Genomic DNA, 24878 nt, shown 5'->3' with positions numbered 1-24878 from the left:
CCACCGGCCGGCGGTAAACGCCCCGGCCGGCGGGCGCCTGACGCGCCGTGACAACCGTCACGCCCGCGGCGGCGGGCGGAACGGCCCGCGGAACCGGGCGCCCCCGCCCATGGGCGCCGCACCGTCGGCGGGCGGCGCACACCGCCGGCGCCGCCCCTGCCCCACCCGAGGGGCCGCGGCCGCCGAACCGCTCCCCCCCCCCCCACCAGGAAAAAGAGCACCGCAGCAATGCACCAGCCCAGGATCCGCACCCACCCCGGCCGGCTCCCCTCCCTCCCCACCGGAGCACGCCCGGAGGGCGCGAGGCGGCGCCCCCGGGCCGAGTCCGGTGATCCACCGCTCACGGTGCGGAAGCGATCCTGCACACACCGGTCCCACAACCGCCGCGGCGGAGTTAACGTCATGGACAGGGCACTACGCCAACCGGGCGGCGCCCGGGCGACCGAGAGGGCACGCGCACGATGAGCATCGGCGGCGATGGCGGCTACGAGGACGACGTCGTCGACGCGTACGACGAGCCCAGACGGCAACCCGCCCGGATGGGCCGCAGCATGGTGACGGTGGTGGGCGTCGTCGTCCTGCTGATCGCGGCCATCGCCTTCGCCAACAGGGGTGGCGGCGACGCCCCGCCGGACGGCGGCGACCGGGAGGCCCGCGAGGACTCCCGGCCCACCGCCCCCACCGGCGAACGCCCCGTCACCGGGCGGTCGAACGGCGTGCCCTCGGGCTTCCCCCGCACCGAACAGGGCGCACAGAGCGCCGCGGCCAACTACGCGGTGGCGCTGGGCGGCACGGGCATGTTCGAGACCGAGCACCGGCACATGCTCGTCGACACCCTCTACACCCCCGAAGCCGCCGCAGGCATCAAGGACCGGCAGGACAAGGCCTATTCGAAGGCCCTCTTCGAGCGCCTGGGGCTCACCCCGGAGGGCGAGGCCCCCGAGGGCATGACCTTCGTCTCACGCACCGTCCCCGTCGGCACCAGGGTGACGGAGTACGGGAACGACAGCGCCACCGTCGAGGTCTGGTACACGGGTCTGATCGGCATGGCCGGCGAGGAGTCGACCATCCCCGTGACCACCACCTGGAAGACCTGGAACTTCCAGCTCCGGTGGGCCGGATCCGACTGGAGGATCGCCGAGGACTCCCAGCAGGACGGCCCCGCCCCCGTACCGGGCGACATCCGGGCCTCCACAGCCGAGGACATCAGCAGGGCCGTCGAGGAGTACGGAGGGTTCACCTATGCCCGTTGACCGAGCCGGCCGCCGCGCCCTGTCGCTCGCCGGACTCCTGGCGGGCCTGCAGGCCGCCGGGATCTGGCTGGCCGCCCGCGCGGCAGCCGACGAGCCGACGTCCCCACCGGCCGACGAGGAGCCGGACGCCTGCGAGGAACTCAACAGCCCCGCCAGGGACCTGTGCGACACCGGCGATCCCGACAGCGGCGGCGCCGACTCCGACCCCCTTTCCACCCTCGACCCCCTCGCCTCCCTCGCACAGGGCTGCGCCGAGGCCGCCGCCTGGATCGTCGACAAGCTCTCCGAGGCCGTCTCCTCCACCGCCACCGTCGACTTCACCAATCCCGCCTTCCTTCGCCAGTACGCCGTCGTCTTCGCCGCATCGACGATCCTCACCCTCGTCCTGTGGCTGCTGGCCGTCGCCAAGCGCGCCGTCCGCGGCATCCCCCTCACCGAGGCCCTCACCGAGGCCATCGGCTTCCTGTGGCTGACGGTCCTCGCCTCCGCCTTCACCCCCCTGATCCTCTACACCCTGGTCACCGCGACCGACGCCGTCACCGACGTGATCGCCGCGGGCACCGGATCCGACACGGACAAGTTCTTCGGCTCCTTCTCCGAGGCCCTGAAGAAGGGCGACGACATCGGCGGCGGCCCGATCATGCTGATCGTCGTCTCCCTCGTCTCCGTCCTCGCCGCCGGCGTCCTCTGGCTCGAACTCGTCGTCCGCGCCGCCCTGCTGTACGTCGGCGCCCTGCTGGGCACGGTCGTCTACGCCGGGCTCGTCGACAAGAACCTGTGGGGCCACGTACGCCGCTGGGCGGGCATCATGATCGCGGTGATCCTCGTCAAGCCGGTCATCGTCATCGTCCTCGGCCTCGCCGGGGCGCTCGCCTCCGACGAGGGCCCGAACGCCTTCTCCGCGATCGTCTCCGGCCTGGCGATCATCCTGCTCGCCATCTTCGCCAGCGCCATGATCTACCGCTTCGTCCCCGGCTTCGGCGACGAGATCGTCCGCCAGCGCAACGCGAGCGCCGACCCCGCCTCCCGTACGGCCGCCGCCGTCGTCTCCTCCCCCGCCGCGATGCTCCGCCAGGGCATCACCACCCACAGCGCACGCGGCGGCGCCGAGGGCGGCAGCGGCGGCGGGCAGTCCGGCGCCTCCCCCCGCCCCGCCAACCCGGTCTCCGGCGGTGTGGCCGCCCATGCCTCGCGCGGCGCCCAGCCCCCCCGGCCCACCGCGCCGCCCCCGCCCCGCACGGGCAGCGGCGGCGGCACCACCAGCAATCGCACCGGAGGTGATCGCGGATGACGACCCCGTCCCACACCGTCGCTCCGCGCCGCACGTACATGATCGGGCGCGCCCGCCCCAACGCCGTCGTCGGCAGGAACCGGGAGACGGGCGAGATCGCGCTGATCGTCGCGGGCGCCTTCCTCGGCATGATGAGCGGGCTCCTCGTCCCCGTCCTGTCGCTGCGCATCGCCCTGCTGGCCGGCTTCCCGCTGATCGCCCTGGCCGCGGTGTACGTCCCCTACAACGGCCGGACGTACTACAAGTGGTTCGAGATCAAACGCAGTTACCGTCGTCTGCTGCGCCGCGGCACCACCTACCGCTCCACCGCCGCCGAGGCCGGCACCCGGCTGGACGGCACCGAGGTGGACATCCCCGCGCCCCCCGGCGTCGGCCGGGTCAACTGGCTGTCCGCGCCCTTCGGGCCCGACGAGATCGCCGTACTGCTCCACGCCGACCGCCGCACCGTCACCGCCGCCATCGAGATCGAGGGACCGGGCGTGGGCCTGCGCGACAGCGAGGACCAGGAGGCCCTCGTCGACCGCTTCGGGACCCTCCTCAAGCACGTGGCCAACGGCGACGGCTTCGTCACCCGGCTCCAGATGCTCGCCCGCACCCTCCCCGCCGACCCCGACGCCCACGCCAAGGACGTCGCGCAGCGCGGCGACGAGCGGTCCGCACCCTGGCTGCGCGACTCCTACGAGCAGTTGCTGTCGATGGTCTCCACCTCCAGCGAGCAGCACCGCGCCTACCTGGTCGCCTGTATGCACTACACCCGCGACCTGGCCGCCGAGGCCGCCGCGATCGCCAAGGCCACCCGCGCCTCCACCGGCCGCCGCCTCACCCGCGACGAGGGCCTGGCCGTCGTCATGGCCCGCGAGCTCACCGACATCTGCGCCCGCCTCGCCGAGGCCGACATCCGGGTACGGCAGCCGCTGGGCCAGTCCCGCATGGCGTCCCTGATCCACTCCATGTACGACCCGGACCATCCCATCGACCACATCCAGGCCATGAGCCGCCGCAACGCATGGCCCGCCGAGCTGGACGCGGCCGAGCCCACCCACCTCCAGGCCAAGACCCGCGAGTCCGCCACCCGCGCCCCCTGGTGTCACGCCACCGCCTGGGTCAAGGAATGGCCGATGACCCCCGTGGGCGTCAACTTCCTCGCCCCGCTTCTGGTCCACACCCCCGACGTGATCCGCACCGTCGCCGTCTGCATGGACCTGGAGCCGACCGAGATCGCCATCGAGCGCATGCTCACCGAGAAGACCAACGACGCCGCCGACGCCAGCCGCGCCGCCAAGATGAACCGAACCGTCGACCCGCGCGACGTGGCCGCCCACAGCCGCGTCGACCAGCGCGGCGAGGACCTCGCCTCCGGCGCCGCGGGCGTCAACCTCGTCGGCTACATCACCGTCTCCTCCCGCAACCCCGACGCCCTGGCACGTGACAAGCGCACGATCCGGGCATCGGCCGGAAAGAGCTACTTGAAGCTGGAGTGGTGCGACCGGGAGCATCACCGTGCGTTCGTGAACACCCTGCCGTTCGCGACCGGCATCCGCCGCTGAGGAGGCGCAACACCATGGCCGCGTTCGATCCGCTGACCGCCGTCACCGACGCCTTCACCAGCTTCGTCCTCGGCAAGACCGAGACCACCCGCCTGCCCGTGCGCACCTCCACGGGCCAGGCCCAGGCCGTCTACCTGCCCACCGCCGCACCCGGACTGGGCGACTCCGGGGTGATCATCGGCCGCGAGGTCTACAGCGGCAAGGGCTACATCTACGACCCCTTCCAGCTCTACGGCCAGCAGCTCCCGGCCCCCCACTGGCTGGTGCTCGGCGAGTCCGGCAACGGCAAGTCGGCACTGGAGAAGACCTACATCCTGCGCCAGTTGCGCTTCCGCGACCGCCAGGTCGTCGTCCTGGACGCCCAGGGGGAGGACGGCGTCGGCGAGTGGAACCTGATCGCCGAGCAGATGGGCGTCACCCCCATCCGCCTGGACCCGATGGCCGCCCTCGACCAGGGCATCCGCCTCAACCCGCTGGACCCGTCCATCACCACCACCGGCCAGCTCGCCCTGCTGCGCACCATCATCGAGGTCGCCATGGGCCACGGTCTCGACGAGCGCGCCGGCTTCGCGCTGAAGGTCGCGCACTCCTACGTCAACGAGACCGTCACCGGACGCCAGCCCGTCCTCACCGACATAGTCGAGCAACTGCGCCACCCGGAGCCGGAGTCGGCCGAGGCGATGAACGTCGCCCTCGAGGACGTCCGTGCCTGGGGCCTGGACGTGGCCCTCGTCCTGGACCGCCTGGTCGACGGCGACCTGCGCGGCATGTTCGACGGCCCGACGACGGTGGGCATCGATCTCGACGCGCCCCTGATCGTCTTCGACCTCTCCCACATCGACCGCAACTCCATCGCCATGCCGATCCTGATGGCCATCGTCGGCGTCTGGCTGGAGCACACCTGGATCCGCCCCGACCGCAAGAAGCGCATCTTCCTGGTCGAGGAGGCGTGGCACATCATCAACAGCCCGTTCGTCGCCCAGCTCTTCCAGCGCCTGCTGAAGTTCGGCCGGCGCCTGGGCCTGTCGTTCGTCGCGGTCGTCCACCACCTGTCGGACGTCGTCGACGGAGCGGCGGCCCGGGAGGCGGCCGCCATCCTCAAGATGGCGTCCACCCGCACTATCTATGCCCAGAAGGCCGACGAGGCGCGGGCCACCGGAAAGGTGCTGGGCCTGCCGCGCTGGGCCGTGGAGATCATCCCCACACTCACCCCCGGCATCGCCGTCTGGGACGTCAACGGCAACGTCCAGGTCGTCAAACACCTGGTCACGGAGACCGAGCGCCCGCTGGTCTTCACCGACCGCGCCATGACCGAATCCTCCGCGCCGGACTCCCCGTCCGGCTCTCCCACCGACTCCTCCCCGCGCTCACCGGTGAAGGACACCCTGGCCGACGAACTCGACGCCGAGACCGAGTCCCGGGCCGCCGCGATGGAGCGGCTCGCACGCGCCGACGAGACGGTGGCCTGACGGTGGCGCGGGGCCACGCCGGAGCACCGGGAAGGCAGGGCGGCGGTACGGGCACCCCACCGGAGAGAGGCGTCCCCGACGGCCTCCTGCTCGGCCTCATGGGCTTCCTGCTGGGCGTCACCCTCCTGTGCTGGACGGCCGCCGGGCTGGCCGGCCTCCTCGCCCACGGGGCCTGGCCGCAGGGCGTCGCCTTCGTCCACACCCCGGCGGCCATGCGCGCGCTCGTCTCCGAACCGGGTGATCTGGCCGCCGCCTGGCCCGGCGCACAGGCCGATGCCCTGCCGGGGCCGGGTCTGTTCTGGGGGATCCTCATCGGCCAGGCGATGGTCCTGACGGTCCTGGGGTTCTTCGCCATCGGCGCCGTGGCCCGCCGTCGCGCCCTGCGCGCGGCCCGACGGGCCGCCCGGGAGGCGGCTCCGCACAAGGGCGCCCCGCCCGCGCCCCACGAGACGGCCGCGGCGCCCCTCCCCGCCCCCGCGGGGCCCGGGGCCCATGAAACCGGCCTCTCCGAGGCGGCGGCCCCCGCATCCCCGCGGGAGCCCGTACAGGACCCCGCCGCCGTACGGGCCCGTCCCGTCCCCGAGGCGTTCTCCGGCCCGCCCGTGGGCGTCGAGTACGGCGCTGTCCACACCGTCCGGGCCGCCGACGCCCTGCGCGCCGCCCCCGGAGCCGCACTCGTCGTGACCGCAGACCCCGCCCTGTGGGCGGAGACCGCAGGAGCCCGCGCCAAGCTCGGCCCCGTACACGTCTACGACCCGGGACAGCTCACCGACGCGCCCGTACGGCTGCGCTGGTCGCCCCACCACGGCTGCGACGACCGCCGCAGCGCCGCCGCACGGGCCTCGGCCCTGCTCGCCCCCGTGCGCAGCCCGGCAAGGGTGGACGCGGCCGCCCACGATGCCGCCGAGACGCTCCTGGGCTGCTGGCTCCACGCGGCCGCCGTTGCCGGCGAGCCGTTCCGCCAGGTCCACCGCTGGGCCAACGCCTCGGCGGGCTCCTCCTCGGAGGCCGTCCGGATCCTGCGCACACACCCCAAGGCGGCGTCCGGCGCGGCGGGCGAGCTGGAGGCGACCCTGATCGCCCACCCCGAGCGCCGGGAGGCCGCCGTCCGCACCGTCCGAAGCGCCCTCTCCTGCCTCTCCCAACTCCACGTCCGCAACACGTGTACGGCACCGCGCGCGGATTCGGCCGCCCTGGAATCCTTTGCGGCCGAATGGGGAACGCTCTATGTCGTGGGCGAAACCGTCGAGGACCCGCGCCGCGCCCCCGGCACGATGCCACTCCTCACGGCTCTCACCGCGAGCGTGGTCGAGCACGGCCGCCGCATGGCCGCAGGGTCATCCGCCGGTCGGCTCGACCCACCACTCTCCCTGATCCTCCACAATGTCGCGGCGGTCGCTCCCGTCCCCCAGCTCCCCGACCTCCTGGCGAACGGCGAGTCGGTGGGGATGCCGACCCTGGCGCTGCTGCGCTCGGAGGCCCAGGCACACTCCTGGTGGCCTCGGCTCGGCGAAGCCGAACCGCCGGCGCGCCCCATGCCCTGACGGTCCGTTCCCTGACTGCCCGCCCGAGTGAGGACACCACGGGGACGAGTCAGCTCCAGGAGGCCGTGGAGTGGTCGACGGCGTATCCGGCCCCACTGCCATCAGCGCCTACTTCCATCGGCTGCTCGGGATCTCCGCTTCAGAGGATCCAGCGGACGACTCCCTCCGCCCGGTCGAACCCACCGTCGTCGTCCAGTCCGAGATCCGCCCATGGCGATTCCCGCCGACCGGCGACTTCTCGCGGGAACCTTTACCTCAACCGCCGCTACTCCGAGGAGATCTGGAGCGACGAACTACGCGCGCAGGTACGCCCGCACACGGAGAAAGTGCTCACCGAGATCAGCCGACTCCGGCACGAGAGATCCCGTAAACGCGAGAATGCCCTGCCGGGAACCCGGCAGGGCATTCTCACAACACTTGTTCGGCGGCGTCCTACTCTCCCACACGGTCCCCCGTGCAGTACCATCGGCGCTGAAAGGCTTAGCTTCCGGGTTCGGAATGTAACCGGGCGTTTCCCTCTCGCTCTGACCACCGAAACACCATGACACACACGCAACCGCCGGCCAGACGGGTCGTGGTCTCAGAACCCACACAGTGGACGCGAACATCTACGGACAAGCCCTCGGCCTATTAGTACCGGTCAACTCCACCCCTTGCGGAGCTTCCATCTCCGGCCTATCAACCCGGTCGTCTCCCGGGAGCCTTACCCCCTCCAGGGGGTGGGAGCCCTCATCTCGAAGCAGGCTTCCCGCTTAGATGCTTTCAGCGGTTATCCCTCCCGAACGTAGCCAACCAGCCATGCCCTTGGCAGAACAACTGGCACACCAGAGGTTCGTCCGTCCCGGTCCTCTCGTACTAGGGACAGCCCTTCTCAAGACTCCTGCGCGCGCAGCGGATAGGGACCGAACTGTCTCACGACGTTCTAAACCCAGCTCGCGTACCGCTTTAATGGGCGAACAGCCCAACCCTTGGGACCGACTCCAGCCCCAGGATGCGACGAGCCGACATCGAGGTGCCAAACCATCCCGTCGATATGGACTCTTGGGGAAGATCAGCCTGTTATCCCCGGGGTACCTTTTATCCGTTGAGCGACGGCGCTTCCACCAGCCACCGCCGGATCACTAGTCCCGACTTTCGTCCCTGCTCGACCCGTCAGTCTCACAGTCAAGCTCCCTTGTGCACTTACACTCACCACCTGATGACCAACCAGGCTGAGGGAACCTTTGGGCGCCTCCGTTACCCTTTGGGAGGCAACCGCCCCAGTTAAACTACCCACCAGACACTGTCCCCGATCCGGATCACGGACCCGGGTTAGACATCCAGCACGACCAGAGTGGTATTTCAACAACGCCTCCACACACACTGGCGTGCATGCTTCACCGGCTCCCACCTATCCTACACAAGCCGAACCGAACACCAATATCAAGCTGTAGTAAAGGTCCCGGGGTCTTTCCGTCCTGCTGCGCGAAACGAGCATCTTTACTCGTAGTGCAATTTCACCGGGCCTATGGTTGAGACAGTCGAGAAGTCGTTACGCCATTCGTGCAGGTCGGAACTTACCCGACAAGGAATTTCGCTACCTTAGGATGGTTATAGTTACCACCGCCGTTTACTGGCGCTTAAGTTCTCAGCTTCGCCACCCCGAAGGATGACTGACCGGTCCCCTTAACGTTCCAGCACCGGGCAGGCGTCAGTCCGTATACCTCGCCTTACGGCTTCGCACGGACCTGTGTTTTTAGTAAACAGTCGCTTCTCGCTGGTCTCTGCGGCCACCCCCGGCTCACACCGCACGGGCGATCACCGGATGTGGCCCCCCTTCTCCCGAAGTTACGGGGGCATTTTGCCGAGTTCCTTAACCATAGTTCACCCGAACGCCTCGGTATTCTCTACCAGACCACCTGAGTCGGTTTGGGGTACGGGCCGCCGTGCAACTCGCTAGAGGCTTTTCTCGACAGCATAGGATCATCCACTTCGCCACCATCGGCTCGGCATCAGGTCTCAGGCCTCGTGCCAGACGGATTTACCTGCCTGGCGCCCTACACCCTTACCCCGGGACAACCACCGCCCGGGCTGGACTACCTTCCTGCGTCACCCCATCACTCACCTACTACCGGATCGGGCCGTCGGCTCCACCGGCACCGCACCCCGAAGGGCACGGGCGGCTTCACGGACTTAGCATCACCGGGCTCGGCCCTTGCGCTCCACAGCGGGTACCGGAATATCAACCGGTTATCCATCGACTACGCCTGTCGGCCTCGCCTTAGGCCCCGACTTACCCTGGGCAGATCAGCTTGACCCAGGAACCCTTGGTCAATCGGCGCAGGAGTTTCCCACTCCTGTATCGCTACTCATGCCTGCATTCTCACTCGTGAACCGTCCACCACTGCCTTCCGGCGCGGCTTCACCCGGCACACGACGCTCCCCTACCCATCGACACCCCCGTTGGAGGTTGATGTGCCGATGACACGACGTCGGCGGTGTGCTTGAGCCCCGCTACATTGTCGGCGCAGAATCACTTGACCAGTGAGCTATTACGCACTCTTTCAAGGATGGCTGCTTCTAAGCCAACCTCCTGGTTGTCTCTGCGACTCCACATCCTTTCCCACTTAGCACACGCTTGGGGGCCTTAGTCGATGCTCTGGGCTGTTTCCCTCTCGACCATGGAGCTTATCCCCCACAGTCTCACTGCCGCGCTCTGACTTGCCGGCATTCGGAGTTTGGCTAAGGTCAGTAACCCGGTAGGGCCCATCGCCTATCCAGTGCTCTACCTCCGGCAAGCAACACGCGACGCTGCACCTAAATGCATTTCGGGGAGAACCAGCTATCACGGAGTTTGATTGGCCTTTCACCCCTAACCACAGGTCATCCCCCAGGTTTTCAACCCTGGTGGGTTCGGGCCTCCACGACCTCTTACAGCCGCTTCACCCTGCCCATGGCTAGATCACTCCGCTTCGGGTCTTGGGCACGCTACTACGGTCGCCCTGTTCGGACTCGCTTTCGCTACGGCTTCCCCACACGGGTTAACCTCGCAACGCACCGCAAACTCGCAGGCTCATTCTTCAAAAGGCACGCAGTCACGACACGCCGGCAAACCGGCGTGCGACGCTCCCACGGCTTGTAGGCACACGGTTTCAGGTACTATTTCACTCCGCTCCCGCGGTACTTTTCACCATTCCCTCACGGTACTCTCCGCTATCGGTCACCAGGGAATATTTAGGCTTAACGGGTGGTCCCGCCAGATTCACACGGGATTTCTCGGGCCCCGTGCTACTTGGGTGGTCCTCAAACGAGCCGCAGAGATTTCGGCTACGGGGGTCTTACCCTCTACGCCGGGCCTTTCGCATGCCCTTCGCCTATCCCTACGGTTTCTGACTCGCCCAGCCGCCGGCAGACGACTGCAGAGAACTCCCACAACCCCGCCCACGCAACCCCTGCCGGGTCTCACACGTGTACGGTTTGGCCTCATCCGGTTTCGCTCGCCACTACTCCCGGAATCACGGTTGTTTTCTCTTCCTGCGGGTACTGAGATGTTTCACTTCCCCGCGTTCCCTCCACACTGCCTATGTGTTCAGCAGCGGGTGACAGCCCATGACGACTGCCGGGTTTCCCCATTCGGACACCCCCGGATCACAGCTCGGTTGACAGCTCCCCGGGGCCTATCGCGGCCTCCCACGTCCTTCATCGGTTCCTGGTGCCAAGGCATCCACCGTGCGCCCTTAAAAACTTGGCCTATAGATGCTCGCGTCCACTGTGCAGTTCTCAAACAACGACCAGCCACCCGCCACCCCCACCATCACGGTGGAGTACACCGGGGCCGGCACCGAAGACCTCGACCGCGATGCGGCCGTGCCCTCAGACACCCAACAGCGCGCCCGGCCCGGACCATCCACGGAGCACCACGGTCCACGCCCCACCCTCAGAGAGGGGAGGCAGTACTGGTGTCCTCCGCCGGACCATCCCGGCCGACTAGTCAACGTTCCACCCATGAGCAACCAGCACCGGACGTGCGCCGGTGTTCTGGCCCCTGGCCGGCCCCCCAAGCGGGGACACCGGCAAGAAGTGCTCCTTAGAAAGGAGGTGATCCAGCCGCACCTTCCGGTACGGCTACCTTGTTACGACTTCGTCCCAATCGCCAGTCCCACCTTCGACGATTCCCTCCCACAAGGGGTTGGGCCACCGGCTTCGGGTGTTACCGACTTTCGTGACGTGACGGGCGGTGTGTACAAGGCCCGGGAACGTATTCACCGCAGCAATGCTGATCTGCGATTACTAGCGACTCCGACTTCATGGGGTCGAGTTGCAGACCCCAATCCGAACTGAGACCGGCTTTTTGAGATTCGCTCCACCTCACGGCATCGCAGCTCATTGTACCGGCCATTGTAGCACGTGTGCAGCCCAAGACATAAGGGGCATGATGACTTGACGTCGTCCCCACCTTCCTCCGAGTTGACCCCGGCAGTCTCCTGTGAGTCCCCGTCACCCCGAAGGGCACGCTGGCAACACAGAACAAGGGTTGCGCTCGTTGCGGGACTTAACCCAACATCTCACGACACGAGCTGACGACAGCCATGCACCACCTGTACACCGACCACAAGGGGGCGACCATCTCTGGCCGTTTCCGGTGTATGTCAAGCCTTGGTAAGGTTCTTCGCGTTGCGTCGAATTAAGCCACATGCTCCGCCGCTTGTGCGGGCCCCCGTCAATTCCTTTGAGTTTTAGCCTTGCGGCCGTACTCCCCAGGCGGGGCACTTAATGCGTTAGCTGCGGCACGGACGACGTGGAATGCCGCCCACACCTAGTGCCCAACGTTTACGGCGTGGACTACCAGGGTATCTAATCCTGTTCGCTCCCCACGCTTTCGCTCCTCAGCGTCAGTATCGGCCCAGAGATCCGCCTTCGCCACCGGTGTTCCTCCTGATATCTGCGCATTTCACCGCTACACCAGGAATTCCGATCTCCCCTACCGAACTCTAGCCTGCCCGTATCGAATGCCGACCCGGGGTTAAGCCCCGGGCTTTCACATCCGACGCGACAGGCCGCCTACGAGCTCTTTACGCCCAATAATTCCGGACAACGCTCGCACCCTACGTATTACCGCGGCTGCTGGCACGTAGTTAGCCGGTGCTTCTTCTGCAGGTACCGTCACTTCCGCTTCTTCCCTGCTGAAAGAGGTTTACAACCCGAAGGCCGTCATCCCTCACGCGGCGTCGCTGCATCAGGCTTGCGCCCATTGTGCAATATTCCCCACTGCTGCCTCCCGTAGGAGTCTGGGCCGTGTCTCAGTCCCAGTGTGGCCGGTCGCCCTCTCAGGCCGGCTACCCGTCGTCGCCTTGGTAGGCCATCACCCCACCAACCAGCTGATAGGCCGCGGGCTCATCCTGCACCGCCGGAGCTTTCCACCCCCCAGGATGCCCTGGAGAGTCGTATCCGGTATTAGCTCCGGTTTCCCGGAGTTGTCCCAGAGTGCAGGGCAGATTGCCCACGTGTTACTCACCCGTTCGCCACTCTTCCCCTCCCGGAGGAGGTTCATCGTTCGACTTGCATGTGTTAAGCACGCCGCCAGCGTTCGTCCTGAGCCAGGATCAAACTCTCCGTGAATGCTTCCGGGTACTCCCGGTCACACATCCGCGCAGAGCGGCACCACCGGAAGGAATGATTCCGGTGGGTGCGCAGCGTCCTCGCTGTGTGTTTCAAAGGAACCTCGCCCCCGGACGACCCTGCGGTCCCGGGAACGGGGCATCAACATATCTGGCGTTGACTTTTGGCACGCTGTTGAGTTCTCAAGGAACGGACGCTTCCTTCGGCACCCCTTCCGGGGCCCCTCCGGGCGCTTCCCTTCGGTGTCTCCGACTCTATCAGATCCCTTTTCGGTCTCCGAATCCCCGGCCGGCGGGGTCCTGCTTTCCCTCTGCGCCGTTTCCGGCGCCTCCACCACCGTAGCGGATTCCCCGTCCGGCTCCTAATCGAGCCGCCCGGAGCGGAATTACGGCACGCCGCAATTCACCCCCGGAAGGGATTCACACCGAGTGAGTGGTCGCCGCCGAAGGCGACAGAAGAGCTGCCCGGAGAACCGTTCCGGCTCCCTGGCAACCCGGAGAACCTTACGGATCGCTCCACCAGCTGTCAAGTCGCGCCCATGGCCTCCTTCAGCCGGTCGGCGCGGGGCTCCGTCCAGCCGGTCAGTCCAGGTCGCTGAGACGGCCGCCGGCGTCCGGCTGGGTGTCCTCCACCCGGCGCAGCAGGCGTGTCAGCAGCTCTCCCAGGGTGACACGCTCCTCGCCGGACAGGTCCTGGAGCAGGTCCTCCTCGAAGACCGAGGCCATTCGCATCACCTGGAGCCACTTCTCGCGACCGTCGTCGGTCAGCTCGACGATCACACGTACGCGGTTGTTCTCGTCCCGCTCCCGGGTGACCAGACAGGCGGCCGCCATGCGGTCGATGCGGTGGGTCATGGCGGCGGGTGTGAGTCCCAGCCGCTTGGCGAGGGCTCCCGGGCCCAGGCGGTAGGGCCTGCCGGCCATCACCAGTTCCTTCAGTACCTCCCACTCGGCGTGGTTGAGGCCGAGGGTGGCGAGCTGGCGCCCGTAGGCGACACTCATCCGCCGGTCGAGGCGGCTGAGCGCATTGACGATCTTCTCCACCTGGGGGTCCAGCTCACCGTACTCGCGCTGGTAGATGGCGATCTGCTCGTCGAGCGTGAGGCCGCGGTCCTGGTCCGGGGAGGGCTGGTCGGGCATGGGACCGGAGTATGGCATGAGCTCGTTCGCCTTGAAGCCTTCGCCTGTGTACTCTTTAGCATTGAACTTTAGCTTCGAAGTCTCTCCTCGGACTTCTCCCCCCATCCCATGCGTGCCCGAACGGCACCGGACTCAGAGGCAGGTGAGTGTGACCACCGCGACGGGCGCGGCGCTGCGCCGGATCCAGACGGGGAACGCGCTGAGCGCGTTCGGCAACGGCTTCACCGTCCCGTTCATGTTCATCTACGTGGCCCAGGTGCGGAATCTGGGCGCGGGCACCGCCGGGACGGTGCTCGCGCTCTTCGCCGTGGCCGCGCTGGTGGTGCTGCCCTTCACCGGGCGGGTGATCGACCGTCGCGGTCCACTGCCCGTCGCCGTCGCGGGAACGGCCCTGGCATCCGCCGGCTCACTCGGCATCGCCCTCTCGGAGGGCGTGGCGGCGATGTACGTGTCCGCCGCCGTCTTCGGTGCGGGCCTGTCCGTGATCCAGCCCGCGCTCGCCACGATGATCGTGTGTTCCTCCACCACCGCGACGCGCTCGCGCGCCTTCGCCACGCAGTTCTTCCTCAACAACCTCGGACTCGGCGTCGGCGGACTGCTGGGCGGCCTGGTCGTGGACACCGAACGGCCGTCGTCGTTCCTGCTGCTGTTCGGGATCGAGTCGGCGATGTACCTGGTCCTGGGCGTGACCGTGGCGACCGTACGGCTGCCGGACGGGCCGCGCGTCGAGTGCTCCCCCCACGGCACCGCGGCCCGGGGCGGCTGGCGGGCGCTGCTGTCCGACCGGGCGATGGTGACGCTGTCCGCGCTCGGCTTCGTGATGTTCTTCGCCTGCTACGGGCAGTTCGAATCCGGGCTGTCGGCGTACGCGGTCGAGGCCTCGCGGATCTCCCCGGCGACGCTGGGGATCGCGCTCGCCGCGAACACCGCCGTGATCGTGCTTGCGCAGTTCGTCGTGCTCAGGGTGGTGGAACGGCGGCGGCGCAGCCGGGTGATCGCGCTGGTCGGACTGATCTGGACGGTGGCGTGGCTGGCGGCCGGGGCATCCGGGCTGGTGGCCGACCGCCACGCGCTGGCCGTCGCGGCGATCATCTCCACGTACGCGCTGTTCGGGCTGGGCGAGGCGATGCTGTCGCCGACCGTGGCACCGCTGGTGGCGGACCTGGCTCCGGCCCGGATGGTCGGGCGGTACAACTCCGCCTTCGCCCTGGTGAAGCAGCTGGCGCTGGCGATCGGGCCGGCGGTGGGCGGGCCGATGGGCGCCACGCTGCACGGGCCGTACATCGTGATGCTGGTGCTGTGCTCGCTCGGTGTCACCGTGCTGGCCCTGCTGCTGGGCCGCAGGCTGACCGCCGAGCAGGACAATCCGCTGAGGGCGTCCCTGGTGGTCGCCGCCTCGATGCCGGCCCGGTCCGCCGAACCCGTGCGGGCCGGTTAGCGCGAGACGGTCCCCGGAAGCGCGAACTCGCACCACACCGCCTTTCCTCCGCCCGGGGTGCGGCGCGATCCCCAGGCGGAGGCGACGGTGGCGACGATGGAGATGCCCCGGCCGCTCTCGTCCACCGGTTCGGCGCGGCGGCGGCGCGGGAGGTGGTCGTCGCCGTCGGTCACCTCGACGATCAGGCGGCGGTCGGTGCGTCGCAGGCGCAGGCACATCGGCGGGGTGCCGTGCTGGAGGGAGTTGGCGACCAGTTCGCTGGCGGCCAGCACCCCCAGATCGTGCAGCTCCCGGGGGAACCGCCAGCTCGTCAGGACTCCGGAGGCGAAGGCGCGGGCGCGCGGGGCGGCCTCGACCCCTCCCAGGAGGTCGAGCGCGGCGTTGTGGAACAGCTCCGCGTCGAGGCCGGTGCGGACCGGGTGCTGGAGGGCCAGGAGCGCGACGTCGTCGTCGTGCTCGGCGGTGATGCCCATGGCCCGCAGGAGCCGGTCGCAGACGACCTGGGGGCTGCCGGTCGCTCCGGCGAAGGCCTCCTCCAGCACCTCGATGCCCTGGTCGATGTCGGCGTCGCGCCGCTCGACCAGGCCGTCGGTGTAGAGCACGGCGGCCGAGCCCTCGCCGAAGGGGACGGAGGCGGAGGTGTGCAGCCAGCCGCCGGTGCCCAGGGGCGGGCCGGTGGACTCGTCGGTGCGGTGGACCGTGCCGTCCGGATCCCGGACGAGGATCGGCAGGTGGCCGGCGGAGGCGTACACCAGGCGGCCCTCGTTGGGATCGTGGATGGCGTAGAGGCAGGTGGCGATCTGGTTCGGGTCGATCTCGGCCGCGAGCCCGTCGAGGAGCTGGAGCACCTCGTGGGGTGGCAGGTCCAGCCGGGCGTACGCGCGCACGGCCGTGCGGAGCTGCCCCATCACGGCGGCCGCCCGTACCCCGCGGCCCATCACGTCGCCGATGACCAGGGCGGTTCGGCCCGCGCCCAGGGTGATGACGTCGTACCAGTCGCCGCCGACCGCCGCGTCGGTGCCGCCCGGGCGGTACGTGGCGGCCACCCGCAGGTCGTCGGGCTGCTCCAGTTGCTGGGGGAGCAGGCTGCGCTGGAGGGTCACGGCCGCCTCGCGCTGCCGGCGCTCGCTGACGCGCAGCCGTTCGGCCACCTCGACCTGGTCGGTCACCTCGGCGGCGAAGACGAGGACGCCGCGCCGCGCTCCCGGGCCCTTCAGCTCGACGGGGGTGCAGGTGAAGGTGTAGTAGCCCGGGCGCGTGCCGCCGTCGGCGGCGGCTCCGGGGCTCCCCTCTTCCCGCCCTTCCGCCCGGCCTTCCACCCGGCGGGACTTGACCGTGCGGGGCCTGCCGCTGCGCAGGACCTGGTCCATCAGCGGGAGGAGACCCAGTTCCGCCAGCTCCGGCAGGGCCTCGCGGGCGGGGGCGCCGGGCTCGCGGGGGCCGAAGGCCGCGGCATAGGCGTCGTTGACGAACGCGATGCGGTGGTCGGGGCCGTGGACGAGGGCGACCAGGGCGGGAACCTGCCCGAGCAGGTCCTGCGCGGGCAGGTCGTCGAGGCCGTGTCTCGCTCCCTGCCCAGCTCCCCCGGTGTCCGGAGCGGACGGCTCGCCGTGCTCGTCCCGGGCGGCCGGGACGGCCCCGGCGGGGGCCGGTGCCTCGGGCGGGCGCCGTACGGCCCTGGCGGCGAGGCGTCGTTGCCGCTGCGTGCCGGGCAGCCGGGCGCTCCAGCGCGTGAAGTTCACTGCGTGCGGTCCGATCCGATTCCGATGTTCTCGTGTCTGGTGTGTGCGGGTGCGTGCGGACGCCCGTGCCCGCGGGCCCGTCGGGCCGGCCGCGCCCGCCGGTGACTCTTCGCTGACGCGGGCCCACCCATGGTCACACGTCCAGTGTGACCGACGGTACCGACAGGTGTCAGGGCCCCTCGGGGTGGCGGCCGGTGCCCGCGGCGAGTTCGAACTCCGCGCGCGGGTGCTCCAGCGAGCCGAGCGAGACGATCTCACGCTTGAACAGGCCGGCGAGCGTCCACTCCGCGAGAATGCGCGCCTTGCGGTTGACCGTCGGCACCCGGCTCAGGTGGTAGACGCGGTGCAGGAACCAGGCAGGGTAGCCCTTGAGCCTGCGGCCGTACACATGGGCGACTCCCTTGTGCAGGCCGAGCGAGGCGACGGAGCCCGCGTAGGAGTGCTCGTACTCCGCCGGCTCCCGGCCGCGCAGCGACGCCACCAGGTTGTCGGCCAGGAGGCGTGCCTGGCGTACGGCGTGCTGGGCGTTGGGCGCGCACTCCGGGGCCGGTCCTTCCCCGGGGCCCCGGGCCCGTGACGCTCCTGCCGCCAGGTCCGGGACGGCGGCGGCGTCGCCCGCTGACCAGGCGTGCTCGGTGCCCTCGACGCGCAGGGTCGCGGTGCAGCGCAGCCGGCCGCGCCCGTCGCGGGGAAGGTCTGTCCTCTTCAGCAGGGGGTGGGGCTTGACGCCCGCGGTCCACACGAGGGTGCGGCAGGGGTGGCGGGATCCGTCGCTGAGCTGGGCGACGCGGTTCTCGCAGGAGTCGAGTCGGGTCTCCAGGCGTACGTCGACGTTGCGGCCGCGCAGTTCGCGCACGGCGTAGCGGCCCATGGCCTCTCCGACCTCGGGGAGGATGCGGTCGGTGGCCTCGACGAGGATCCACTTCATGTCCCGGGGGCGGATGTTGTGGTAGTAGCGGCAGGCGTAGCGGGCCATGTCCTCCAGTTCGGCCAGCGCCTCGACGCCCGCGTAGCCGCCGCCGACGAAGACGAAGGTGAGGGCGGCGTCGCGGACTGCGGGGTCGCGGGTGGAGGAGGCGATGTCGAGCTGTTCGAGGACGTGGTTGCGCAGGCCGATGGCCTCCTCGACGGTCTTGAAGCCGATGCCGTTCTCGGCGAGGCCGGGGACCGGGAGGGCGCGGGAGACCGAGCCGGGGGCGAGGACGAGTTCGTCGTAGGACACCTCGACGGGGGCGGTGCCGGCGTGCTCGGTGGCGAGGGTCGCGACGGTGGCGGTGCGCCGGGCGTGGTCGATGGACTTCGCCTCGCCGATGACGATCCGGCAGTGGGGCAGCACCCGGCGCAGGGGGACGACGACATGGCGCGGGGAGATGGAGCCGGCGGCCGCCTCGGGCAGGAAGGGCTGGTAGGTCATGTAGGGATCGGGGGCGAGCACGGTGACCTGTACGCCCCCGCCGCCCTCCCGCGCGCGTCTCAGTTCGTGCTTCAGGCGTCGCTGGAGGCGCAGGGCGGTGTACATGCCGACGTAGCCGCCGCCGACCACGAGAATGCGCGCGGGTTCCTTCGTCACCTGTCCATGACGCACCCGCGGGCAGACGTTTGTCCACAGGTCCTGGGAAACGTATGACTGGCGGAGGGTCCCGGACCGAGGCTCGCGGGTTCACTGTGGGCGGGAGAAAGAGCAGCTCAGCAAGGGTGTGGAGGGTGTCCGGGAGGAGGTCGGAAGGGGGAATGGAGGGCATACTCCGATCAGGGGCGGAGGTGGCGGAACATCCCTCTTCTCTCGTGACCGGGGCTCAACTATGTTCGTAGCACGCCGGGCGGAGCCATGACCGTGTCCCGGCGGCAAAGGGTGGGGGGCCTCCGGGGGGAGGCTGCCATACAACCGGGGGAATAAAATATGCATATTCAGGACATTCAGGGCTCTCGCTGGTCGACCACCGTCATCGCCGACTCTTCCGCGGGCGGCGGGGCGGGCCCGGTGAAAGGGGCGGGCGGAGGCCACAGTGCCGCGCGTGCGACCGACGGGGGGAGTGTCGGGGAGAGCAGCCGTACGCCTCCGTTGCGGGTCGACGCCCAGCGCAATCTGGAGCATGTGCTGCGCGCCGCCCGCGAGGTCTTCGGCGAGCTGGGCTACGGCGCTCCGATGGAGGATGTCGCACGCCGGGCGCGGGTCGGGGTCGGCACGGTCTACCGGCGGTTTCCCAGCAAGGACGTACTGGTGCGGCGTATAGCGCAGGAGGAGACGGCGCGGCTGGCCGAGCAGGCCCGGACGGCGCTGGGGCAGGAGGAGGAGCCGTGGTCGGCGCTCTCCCGGTTCCTGCGCACATCGGTGGATTCGGGTGCCGGGCGGCTGCTGCCGCCTCGAATACTGCGGGTCGGGTCGTTCGCCGGCGGGCCGGACGGGGCGGCCGAGGACATGGGCGCCGGCCCGGGGGGAGCGCGTACGCCGCAGGGCGGTGGGCACGGACAGCCCGGGCTGCGGCTGGTGGACGGCCGGGCGGGCCGGGAGGACGGGCCGGAGGGGGCCGACCGGGAGCGGGAGAACGCCGGGAACGCCGGGGAGGACGCGGGCGTCTCCGAACTGCTCGATGTCGTCGGGCGATTGGTGGAGCGGGCTCAGGCGGCCGGTGAGCTGCGGTCCGATGTGACGGTCGCGGATGTGCTGCTGGTGATAGCCACGGCGGCGCCGTCCCTGCCGAACGCTGTGCAGCAGGCCGCGGCCTCGGCGCGGCTGCTCGACATCCTGTTGGAAGGGCTCAGGCCGCGGTACGCGAAGCCCGTGGGGGCCTGAGGCGGGATCCGGGCACCGTTGGAGCGGTGACGGAGTGGCGCTTTTCGGCCAAGTTCGTGTCGCCGCCGTTCGGCTCCCATACCTCGTACGAGCGCGGCGTGCGCAGCGTTTTGCGGTTTCCCGCCCCGGACGGGTGATTGAGGCGCACGGCCGGGAGTGCGCGGCCCTCGCCGTGACACGCTTTGCCGGTGTTCGGTGGCAACTGTGTGTACGGGGGTTCTCGCTTTGGGTGCTGACGGGCGGGGAGAGCCGCGCGGTTCACGGGACGGATACGGAGCGGACGGTCCGGTGGACGCCGTGCCCGGCGACGCGGAACTGGTGTCGCGGATGCGCGCCGGGGACACCAGGGCGTACGAGGAGCTGTACCGGCGGCACGCCGACGCGGTGCGCCGCTACGTACGCCACTGCTGCCGGGGCGCGGCGACCGCGAACGACCTGACGGATGAGGTCTTCGCGCGAACACTGCTGGCCGTGCGTGGTGGTGCGGGGCCGGACACGGCGGTGCGCACCCATCTGCTGGCGGCGGTCCGGGACGTGGCGGCGGCCTGGACGGGGACGAGTGGCTGGGATCTGCTCGTCGAGGACTTCGCGGTCTTCGCGGCGGCGGCCGAGTCGCCGGGCGGCTCGGAGGCCTTCGGGACGGACACGAACGTGCGGGCCATGCGGAGGGCCGAGCGGTCCACCACTGTGCGCGCCTTCCGCGATCTGCCCGAGCGGTGGCAGGTGGTGCTGTGGCACACCGTGATCGAGGAGGAGTCGCCGCGGGAGGTCGCACCGCTGCTGGGCATGGCGGAGGAAGCGGTGGCGGCGCTGGCACAGCGGGCGAGGGAAGGGTTACAGCAGTCCTACCTCACGGTGCACACCGCCGGGACGCGGGCGGTGGGCGGCGACTGCGCACGCCGTGCCGACCGGCTGGGGACGTATGTGCGCGGAGGGTTGCGGGCACGGGCTGACCGGGGGCTGCGCCGTCATCTGGAGCGGTGCGCCGACTGCCGGTCGGCGGCGCTGGGCGCCGGGGACGCCTGCGAACGGCTCCGGGTGATGCTGCCACTGGCGGTCGTGGGCTGGGGTGCGGACGTGTACTCGCCGTACCCGGCGGTGGGTTCGGCGCAGGCGTACGCGGCGCAGGCCTGCGCGGAGGAAGGAGGCGACGCGGAGGCGTACCCGGCGGGAGCGCGTTCCGCGTGGGCGTCTTGTCCGGTGGCCGGGGCGATGGGCCCGGCCACCGCGGCCGGAGGTGTGGACGGCACGGCCGGCAGCGGGGCCACGGTGTTCGACGGGCTGGGATCGACCGCGAAGGCGGGTGTCACGGCGGGGGTGATGGCCGCCGCCGTGGCCACCGCGCTGACGCTGGCGCTGGTGACCGACGGCCAGCGTTCGCGGGACCCGTACCAGGGGCCGGGAGCAAGGCCGTCGGCGGCCGGTGCGTCCGGCGGGGCGGAGACGGGGCCGGGAGCGGGAGCGGAGTCGGGGGGTTCGAGGGCGCAGACCCTTTCGCCGCGGGAGGCGGCGGACGGAGGTGAGGGCGCCCCGGGCCGTAAGGCGGCCCCGCCGGGGAGCCTCCCGGAACCGGAACCGGGGTCCGGTTCCCCGTCCGGGCCGGTGCCCGGGGCCGGACCGGGGGCAGGGCCGGGATCCGGGACGCCCACGCCCGGTTCCGTACCGGTGCCCGGTGGGACGGCCGGCCCCACGTCCGGACCGACCTCCCCGCAGGCCTCCCCGCAGGCCGCGGCCACCGTCCACCGGCTCGACCGGCTGCCCCGTGGAGGCGGTTCGGACGGCCCCTCCGTGCGGGAGGGGAGCAGCCGGCTGTGGCAGCGCTCAAAGCTGCGCATCGGCGGCCGGGACCGGGGCTACGGGGTGACGGTGTCCGCCCGCTCCTCCGTGGCGGTCGGTCTGGACGGCGCCTGCACCTCGTTCGAGGCGCTCGCCGGAGTGGACGACCTGACGCCGCTACGGGGTGCGGTCCGGTTCTCCGTGTACGGCGACGGGGTGCGGCTGTGGGAGTCAGGTGTCGTCCGGCGGGGCGAGGAGCCGGTGCCGGTCCGTCTCTCCCTGGCCGGGGTGCGGACGCTCCGGCTGGTGGCCGAGCCGAACGGCGTACTGGACTCGGTGGTCATGGCGGACTGGGCCCAGGCGCGGATCGGCTGCCGCTGACCCGTCCCGCGGCCGGTGCCCGCGCGGCGGACCGACCCGCGAGGCGGCCGGTCGGCGAGGCGGACCGGCATACGGGGGCGGGCTCGCGGACGGAATCCGTGCCGGGTCCGAACCCGGTTCGAGCCCGCTTCACAGGCTGGGGCGCTGCGGCACTCCTCCGGCCACCGCGCGCCGGCGCGCGGTGGCCGCGCCCGTACCCGTCCAGCAGCTGCCCCGGCGGGCCAGCAGCCTGCGCAGCCAGATCTCGGTGGAGACCAGCTCCGCCAGCCCGTCCAGCGGCAGCGCCTCGCCCCCGGCCGCGGCCCGCAGCGCCTTGCGGACGACCCGGGCCTCCACCAGTCCCGCGTCGGCCAGCAGGGGCGCGTCGAAGAGGTCGATGAGGTCGCCGACTCGGGACCGCAGTCCGGTCCGTGCCGCCGCCGTGTGGGTGGCACGGGAGGGGGCGCCCCAGCCGGGCGGCAGTTCGTGGACGCCCGCCCCCACCAGGACGGCGCGCAGCACCGCCGCCCGCGCCCCCGGCTGTACGCGCAGCGCCTCGGGCAGGGCTCGGCAGGCGCGGACGACCTGGTTGTCCAGGAAGGGCGCGTGCAGCCGCTGGCTGCGGACCTCCGCGGCCTGTTCGAGTATCCGGTGGTCGGCCGCCAGCCGGGCGAGCGCCGCCCGCGCCCGCCGCTCCCCCGGGCGCGTTCCGGTCCCCCCGGGCACCGGGCGGAGGGCCGTCTGCTCCAGCCGAATCGATACTTCGGCCAGCACCTCCCCCGTCAGCCAGCGCGCGGCCGGCCCCGGGCGGCACCAGGCGAGGGCGGACAGCGAGGCGTCGAGCACTCCGGGCCCGGCCTCGTGGACGGCCCCGCCCGCGCTCCAGGCCCCGGATCCCGTCCCGCCCCCGGTGACGTCCCGCTCCCGCAGCCGCCGCGCCGTCTCCAGCACCCCGTCCCGGTACGGAGTACGGGCCAGCCTCCGTGCCGCGCGGTAGACGGTGAGCGGCACGAGCACCGAGCGCCCGGTCGCGCCCTCCGCCCTAGCCAGCGCCGTGACCGGCCGCAGCAGATGGCGGCGGCGCCGGTCCAGCAGCAGGTCCGCCAGCCGGGCCGGGTGCGCGTCGAGCACCTCGCGGGCGCCGTATCCGGACAGGTGGTCCGCGCTGCCCGCCGCCAGACGCAGCCGGTGCCGCTCGGCGACGACAAGGGAGGGACCCGGCTCGTCGGTCAGCGGCCCGTCGGCGAGCGGGCCGCCGCCGGGCCCGGTGTACGGCAGGGCCTCCTCGCCCGCGGCGACGACGACGTGGTGCAGCCGGGGGCTCTCCGCGATGCTGCGGGCGCGTTCCAGTTCGGCCTCGCGTCCCGAGAGCGGGTCCAGCGTCAGGTCGTTGAAGGTGACGGCGAGCAGCCGCTCGCCCGCCGACGTCCCCGGCGTGCCGTACACCGTGCCCGGGACGCCGGGCAGTCCGGCGGCCAGCAGCGCGAGTGTCGCCGACGCGCTGCCGCCCGACAGGTCGGCGCCGATGCCGGGCGCGGGGCCCCTGGCCCGCCCGCCCGGACGGTCCGCGAGCCGCTGGGCCGGTCCCATGCCGGGGACCGGTCCGGGGTCGAGGCCGCCGAGGTCGGGCACGGGCGCGTGGCGCGGGGCGGCCAGCCGCACCCGTACGGCCTCCACCAGGGCCTCGCGCACCCCGGCGACCGCCGCCTCCGCGCCCACGGGGGGCGCGGCGACGACGGTGGGCACGGCGGGTTCGTAGCCGACGGTCTCGCGGCTGCGGCCGTCGCGCATGATCAGCGCGTGCCCGGGCGCCACGCGGCGCACCCCCGCGTAGGGCGTGCCGTCGCCCAGGGCCTCGGTCGCGTCGGGGCAGGCGAGCAGGGCGGCGAGGTGCCCGACGTCGAGCTGCGCCTCGATCAGGTCGGCCAGCGGCAGCGCGGCGGTGGCGTAGGCGGTGCCGCCCGCCCACGGGGTGTGGAAGACGGGCCGGGCTCCGGCGAGGTCGGTGGTGATGGTGACGCGGCGGCCGACGCGTACGACGGCGGTGTAGCTGCCGGGCCAGGCGGTCAGATGGCGCAGGGCGCCGCCGCGGGCGGCGAACAGTCCGGTGCGCAGCTGCTCGTCGGAGGCGCCGCAGGAGCCCAGCACCGCGAGTCTGCTGCCGCCGTCGGCCTCGACCAGGCGCACCTCGTCGGGCCGCCAGTCACCGACCGCCCACAGCGGGTCGGGGCCGTCCCACAACTGCCGTGCCCCCACCGGCTGGATCGTATGCCCGGGTCTGGCCGCGCCGCCCACGCCGGAGGCGTGGTCTGCGGCCCATCCCACCAACCACCGCATCGCCGCCTCCGCATGGCCCCGTGGATCGGTAACTCGCCGTCGGCGGCTTCCGATCGGTGGCAGATCACCGTCGGCAGTCGTCAACCGCCGTCGCTGCGGACCATGCTGCCACGGGATGTGCGTGCGGGAGGTGTCCGGGGACGCGGACGCGCGGAAGCCGGCGCCGGGCCCCGGCGCCGTGACGGCCCGCCGGACGACTCCGCCGGGAGCGGCGTCATTCGGCCAAATATTTGCCGTGAGATATGCCTAACGAATCATCGCCGGCGTCTCGTCGGCACTCCGTCGGCAGCCCGGGAGGCTTCGTCACCTCCCGGACCGGACCGCCGTCCGCGGGGAATGGGACGACGGCATTCCCCCAGCCCACTGGTTCCAGTGCAGTGGGCCGACCCACGCAGCACCCATGGAAACGCCTCCCTCGCGGGCCGCACAGAGCGCACGGACGGGCGCACCGGCACACACCCGGAGCACGCGCCAGGGGAGCATGCGCGGTGCGGCCCGGAGCGCCCGCCGGCATCCTGCGCGCCGTTCGCGCGTCGCCGGCCCGCGCTCGGCGGAGCCTGCACGAATCCCGCCATCCCGGAAGACGGCCC

The 24878-nt window shown here is 70.9% G+C and carries 12 protein-coding genes and 3 rRNA genes; 8 read left to right on the top strand and 7 right to left on the bottom strand.

The features are described 5' to 3' along the window. Nucleotides 1-461: 461 nt before the first annotated feature. From ACGRHY_RS14795 to ACGRHY_RS14775, 5 genes are read left to right on the top strand one after another with little or no spacing between them, the layout of a single operon-like run. Nucleotides 462-1253, top strand: coding sequence for a DUF8175 domain-containg protein (locus ACGRHY_RS14795; protein ID WP_394635807.1), 792 nt, complete (start codon nt 462-464; stop codon nt 1251-1253). After that, nucleotides 1243-2544 carry a hypothetical protein gene (locus ACGRHY_RS14790; protein ID WP_394635806.1) on the top strand — a complete coding sequence of 434 codons (1302 nt, stop codon included), beginning with the start codon at nt 1243-1245 and terminating at the stop codon, nt 2542-2544. The genes ACGRHY_RS14795 and ACGRHY_RS14790 overlap by 11 nt, the downstream gene beginning before the upstream one ends. Next, on the top strand, nt 2541-4091 hold the full coding sequence (locus ACGRHY_RS14785; RefSeq protein ID WP_394635805.1) for an SCO6880 family protein: 1551 nt from the start codon (nt 2541-2543) through the stop codon (nt 4089-4091). Before ACGRHY_RS14790 ends, ACGRHY_RS14785 begins: the two co-directional genes overlap by 4 nt. Before the next feature lie 14 nt (nt 4092-4105). After that, the gene (locus ACGRHY_RS14780) at nt 4106-5560 is read left to right on the top strand and encodes an ATP-binding protein (RefSeq protein ID WP_394635804.1); all 1455 of its coding nucleotides are present in this window, start codon (nt 4106-4108) and stop codon (nt 5558-5560) included. Between the two features lie 2 nt (nt 5561-5562). After that, nucleotides 5563-7104, top strand: coding sequence for a type VI secretion protein (locus ACGRHY_RS14775; protein WP_394635803.1), 1542 nt, complete (start codon nt 5563-5565; stop codon nt 7102-7104). Nucleotides 7105-7523: 419 nt separating this feature from the next. Here the strand turns inward: ACGRHY_RS14775 and rrf are convergent. The 4 genes from rrf to ACGRHY_RS14755 form a co-directional block, all read right to left on the bottom strand. Next, nucleotides 7524-7640: ribosomal RNA gene (gene rrf / locus ACGRHY_RS14770) — 5S ribosomal RNA — on the bottom strand. A gap of 74 nt (nt 7641-7714) precedes the next feature. Beyond that, nucleotides 7715-10834: ribosomal RNA gene (locus ACGRHY_RS14765) — 23S ribosomal RNA — on the bottom strand. Between the two features lie 340 nt (nt 10835-11174). After that, nucleotides 11175-12702 (bottom strand): 16S ribosomal RNA (locus ACGRHY_RS14760). Together the 16S, 23S and 5S rRNA genes form the textbook arrangement of a ribosomal RNA operon. A gap of 581 nt (nt 12703-13283) precedes the next feature. Further along, the gene (locus ACGRHY_RS14755) at nt 13284-13841 is read right to left on the bottom strand and encodes a MarR family winged helix-turn-helix transcriptional regulator (protein ID WP_394635802.1); all 558 of its coding nucleotides are present in this window, start codon (nt 13839-13841) and stop codon (nt 13284-13286) included. 148 nt (nt 13842-13989) lie between these two features. On the opposite strand from ACGRHY_RS14755, the gene ACGRHY_RS14750 reads away from it, so the two are divergent. After that, nucleotides 13990-15279, top strand: a complete 1290-nt coding sequence (locus ACGRHY_RS14750; RefSeq protein ID WP_394635801.1) for an MFS transporter — start codon at nt 13990-13992, stop codon at nt 15277-15279. On the opposite strand, the gene ACGRHY_RS14745 is transcribed toward ACGRHY_RS14750, so the two are convergent. Together ACGRHY_RS14745 and ACGRHY_RS14740 are read right to left on the bottom strand one after the other, a co-directional pair. Further along, nucleotides 15276-17021 (bottom strand): ATP-binding SpoIIE family protein phosphatase, encoded by a 1746-nt coding sequence (locus ACGRHY_RS14745; protein ID WP_394635800.1) that lies wholly within the window; start codon nt 17019-17021, stop codon nt 15276-15278. The two genes, ACGRHY_RS14750 and ACGRHY_RS14745, sit on opposite strands and share 4 nt — an antisense overlap. Before the next feature lie 169 nt (nt 17022-17190). Then, on the bottom strand, nt 17191-18540 hold the full coding sequence (locus ACGRHY_RS14740; RefSeq protein WP_394638054.1) for an NAD(P)/FAD-dependent oxidoreductase: 1350 nt from the start codon (nt 18538-18540) through the stop codon (nt 17191-17193). A 381-nt stretch (nt 18541-18921) separates the two neighbouring features. Here ACGRHY_RS14740 and ACGRHY_RS14735 point away from each other — a divergent pair, with 381 nt between their 5' ends. Both ACGRHY_RS14735 and ACGRHY_RS14730 read left to right on the top strand, forming a co-directional pair. Then, nucleotides 18922-19815, top strand: coding sequence for a TetR/AcrR family transcriptional regulator (locus ACGRHY_RS14735; RefSeq protein WP_394635799.1), 894 nt, complete (start codon nt 18922-18924; stop codon nt 19813-19815). A 288-nt stretch (nt 19816-20103) separates the two neighbouring features. Beyond that, nucleotides 20104-21972: an NPCBM/NEW2 domain-containing protein gene (locus tag ACGRHY_RS14730; RefSeq protein WP_394635798.1), complete on the top strand. Its 1869-nt coding sequence runs from the start codon at nt 20104-20106 to the stop codon at nt 21970-21972. Between the two features lie 129 nt (nt 21973-22101). Here ACGRHY_RS14730 and ACGRHY_RS14725 read toward each other — a convergent pair whose 3' ends face one another. Continuing rightward, a complete protein-coding gene (locus tag ACGRHY_RS14725; RefSeq protein ID WP_394635797.1) occupies nt 22102-24288 on the bottom strand; it encodes an asparagine synthase-related protein in 2187 nt (728 codons plus the stop codon). Between the last annotated feature and the right edge of the window lie 590 nt (nt 24289-24878).

Origin of the sequence: Streptomyces shinuiensis (assembly GCF_043660855.1) — a bacterium.
GTDB lineage: Bacteria > Actinomycetota > Actinomycetes > Streptomycetales > Streptomycetaceae > Streptomyces.
The sequence above is the reverse complement of the archived record's forward strand: the minus strand, read 5'-3'. Positions and strand labels throughout refer to the sequence as shown.

Bases quoted from the DNA above. Each gene is read 5' to 3' on its own strand.
- ACGRHY_RS14795 (WP_394635807.1), top strand. From the start codon at position 462: ATGAGCATCGGCGGCGATGGCGGCTACGAGGACGACGTCGTCGACGCG.
- ACGRHY_RS14790 (WP_394635806.1), top strand. From the start codon at position 1,243: ATGCCCGTTGACCGAGCCGGCCGCCGCGCCCTGTCGCTCGCCGGACTC.
- ACGRHY_RS14785 (WP_394635805.1), top strand. From the start codon at position 2,541: ATGACGACCCCGTCCCACACCGTCGCTCCGCGCCGCACGTACATGATC.
- ACGRHY_RS14780 (WP_394635804.1), top strand. From the start codon at position 4,106: ATGGCCGCGTTCGATCCGCTGACCGCCGTCACCGACGCCTTCACCAGC.
- ACGRHY_RS14755 (WP_394635802.1), bottom strand. From the start codon at position 13,841: ATGCCCGACCAGCCCTCCCCGGACCAGGACCGCGGCCTCACGCTCGAC.
- ACGRHY_RS14740 (WP_394638054.1), bottom strand. From the start codon at position 18,540: ATGTACACCGCCCTGCGCCTCCAGCGACGCCTGAAGCACGAACTGAGA.
- ACGRHY_RS14735 (WP_394635799.1), top strand. From the start codon at position 18,922: ATGCATATTCAGGACATTCAGGGCTCTCGCTGGTCGACCACCGTCATC.
- ACGRHY_RS14725 (WP_394635797.1), bottom strand. From the start codon at position 24,288: ATGCGGTGGTTGGTGGGATGGGCCGCAGACCACGCCTCCGGCGTGGGC.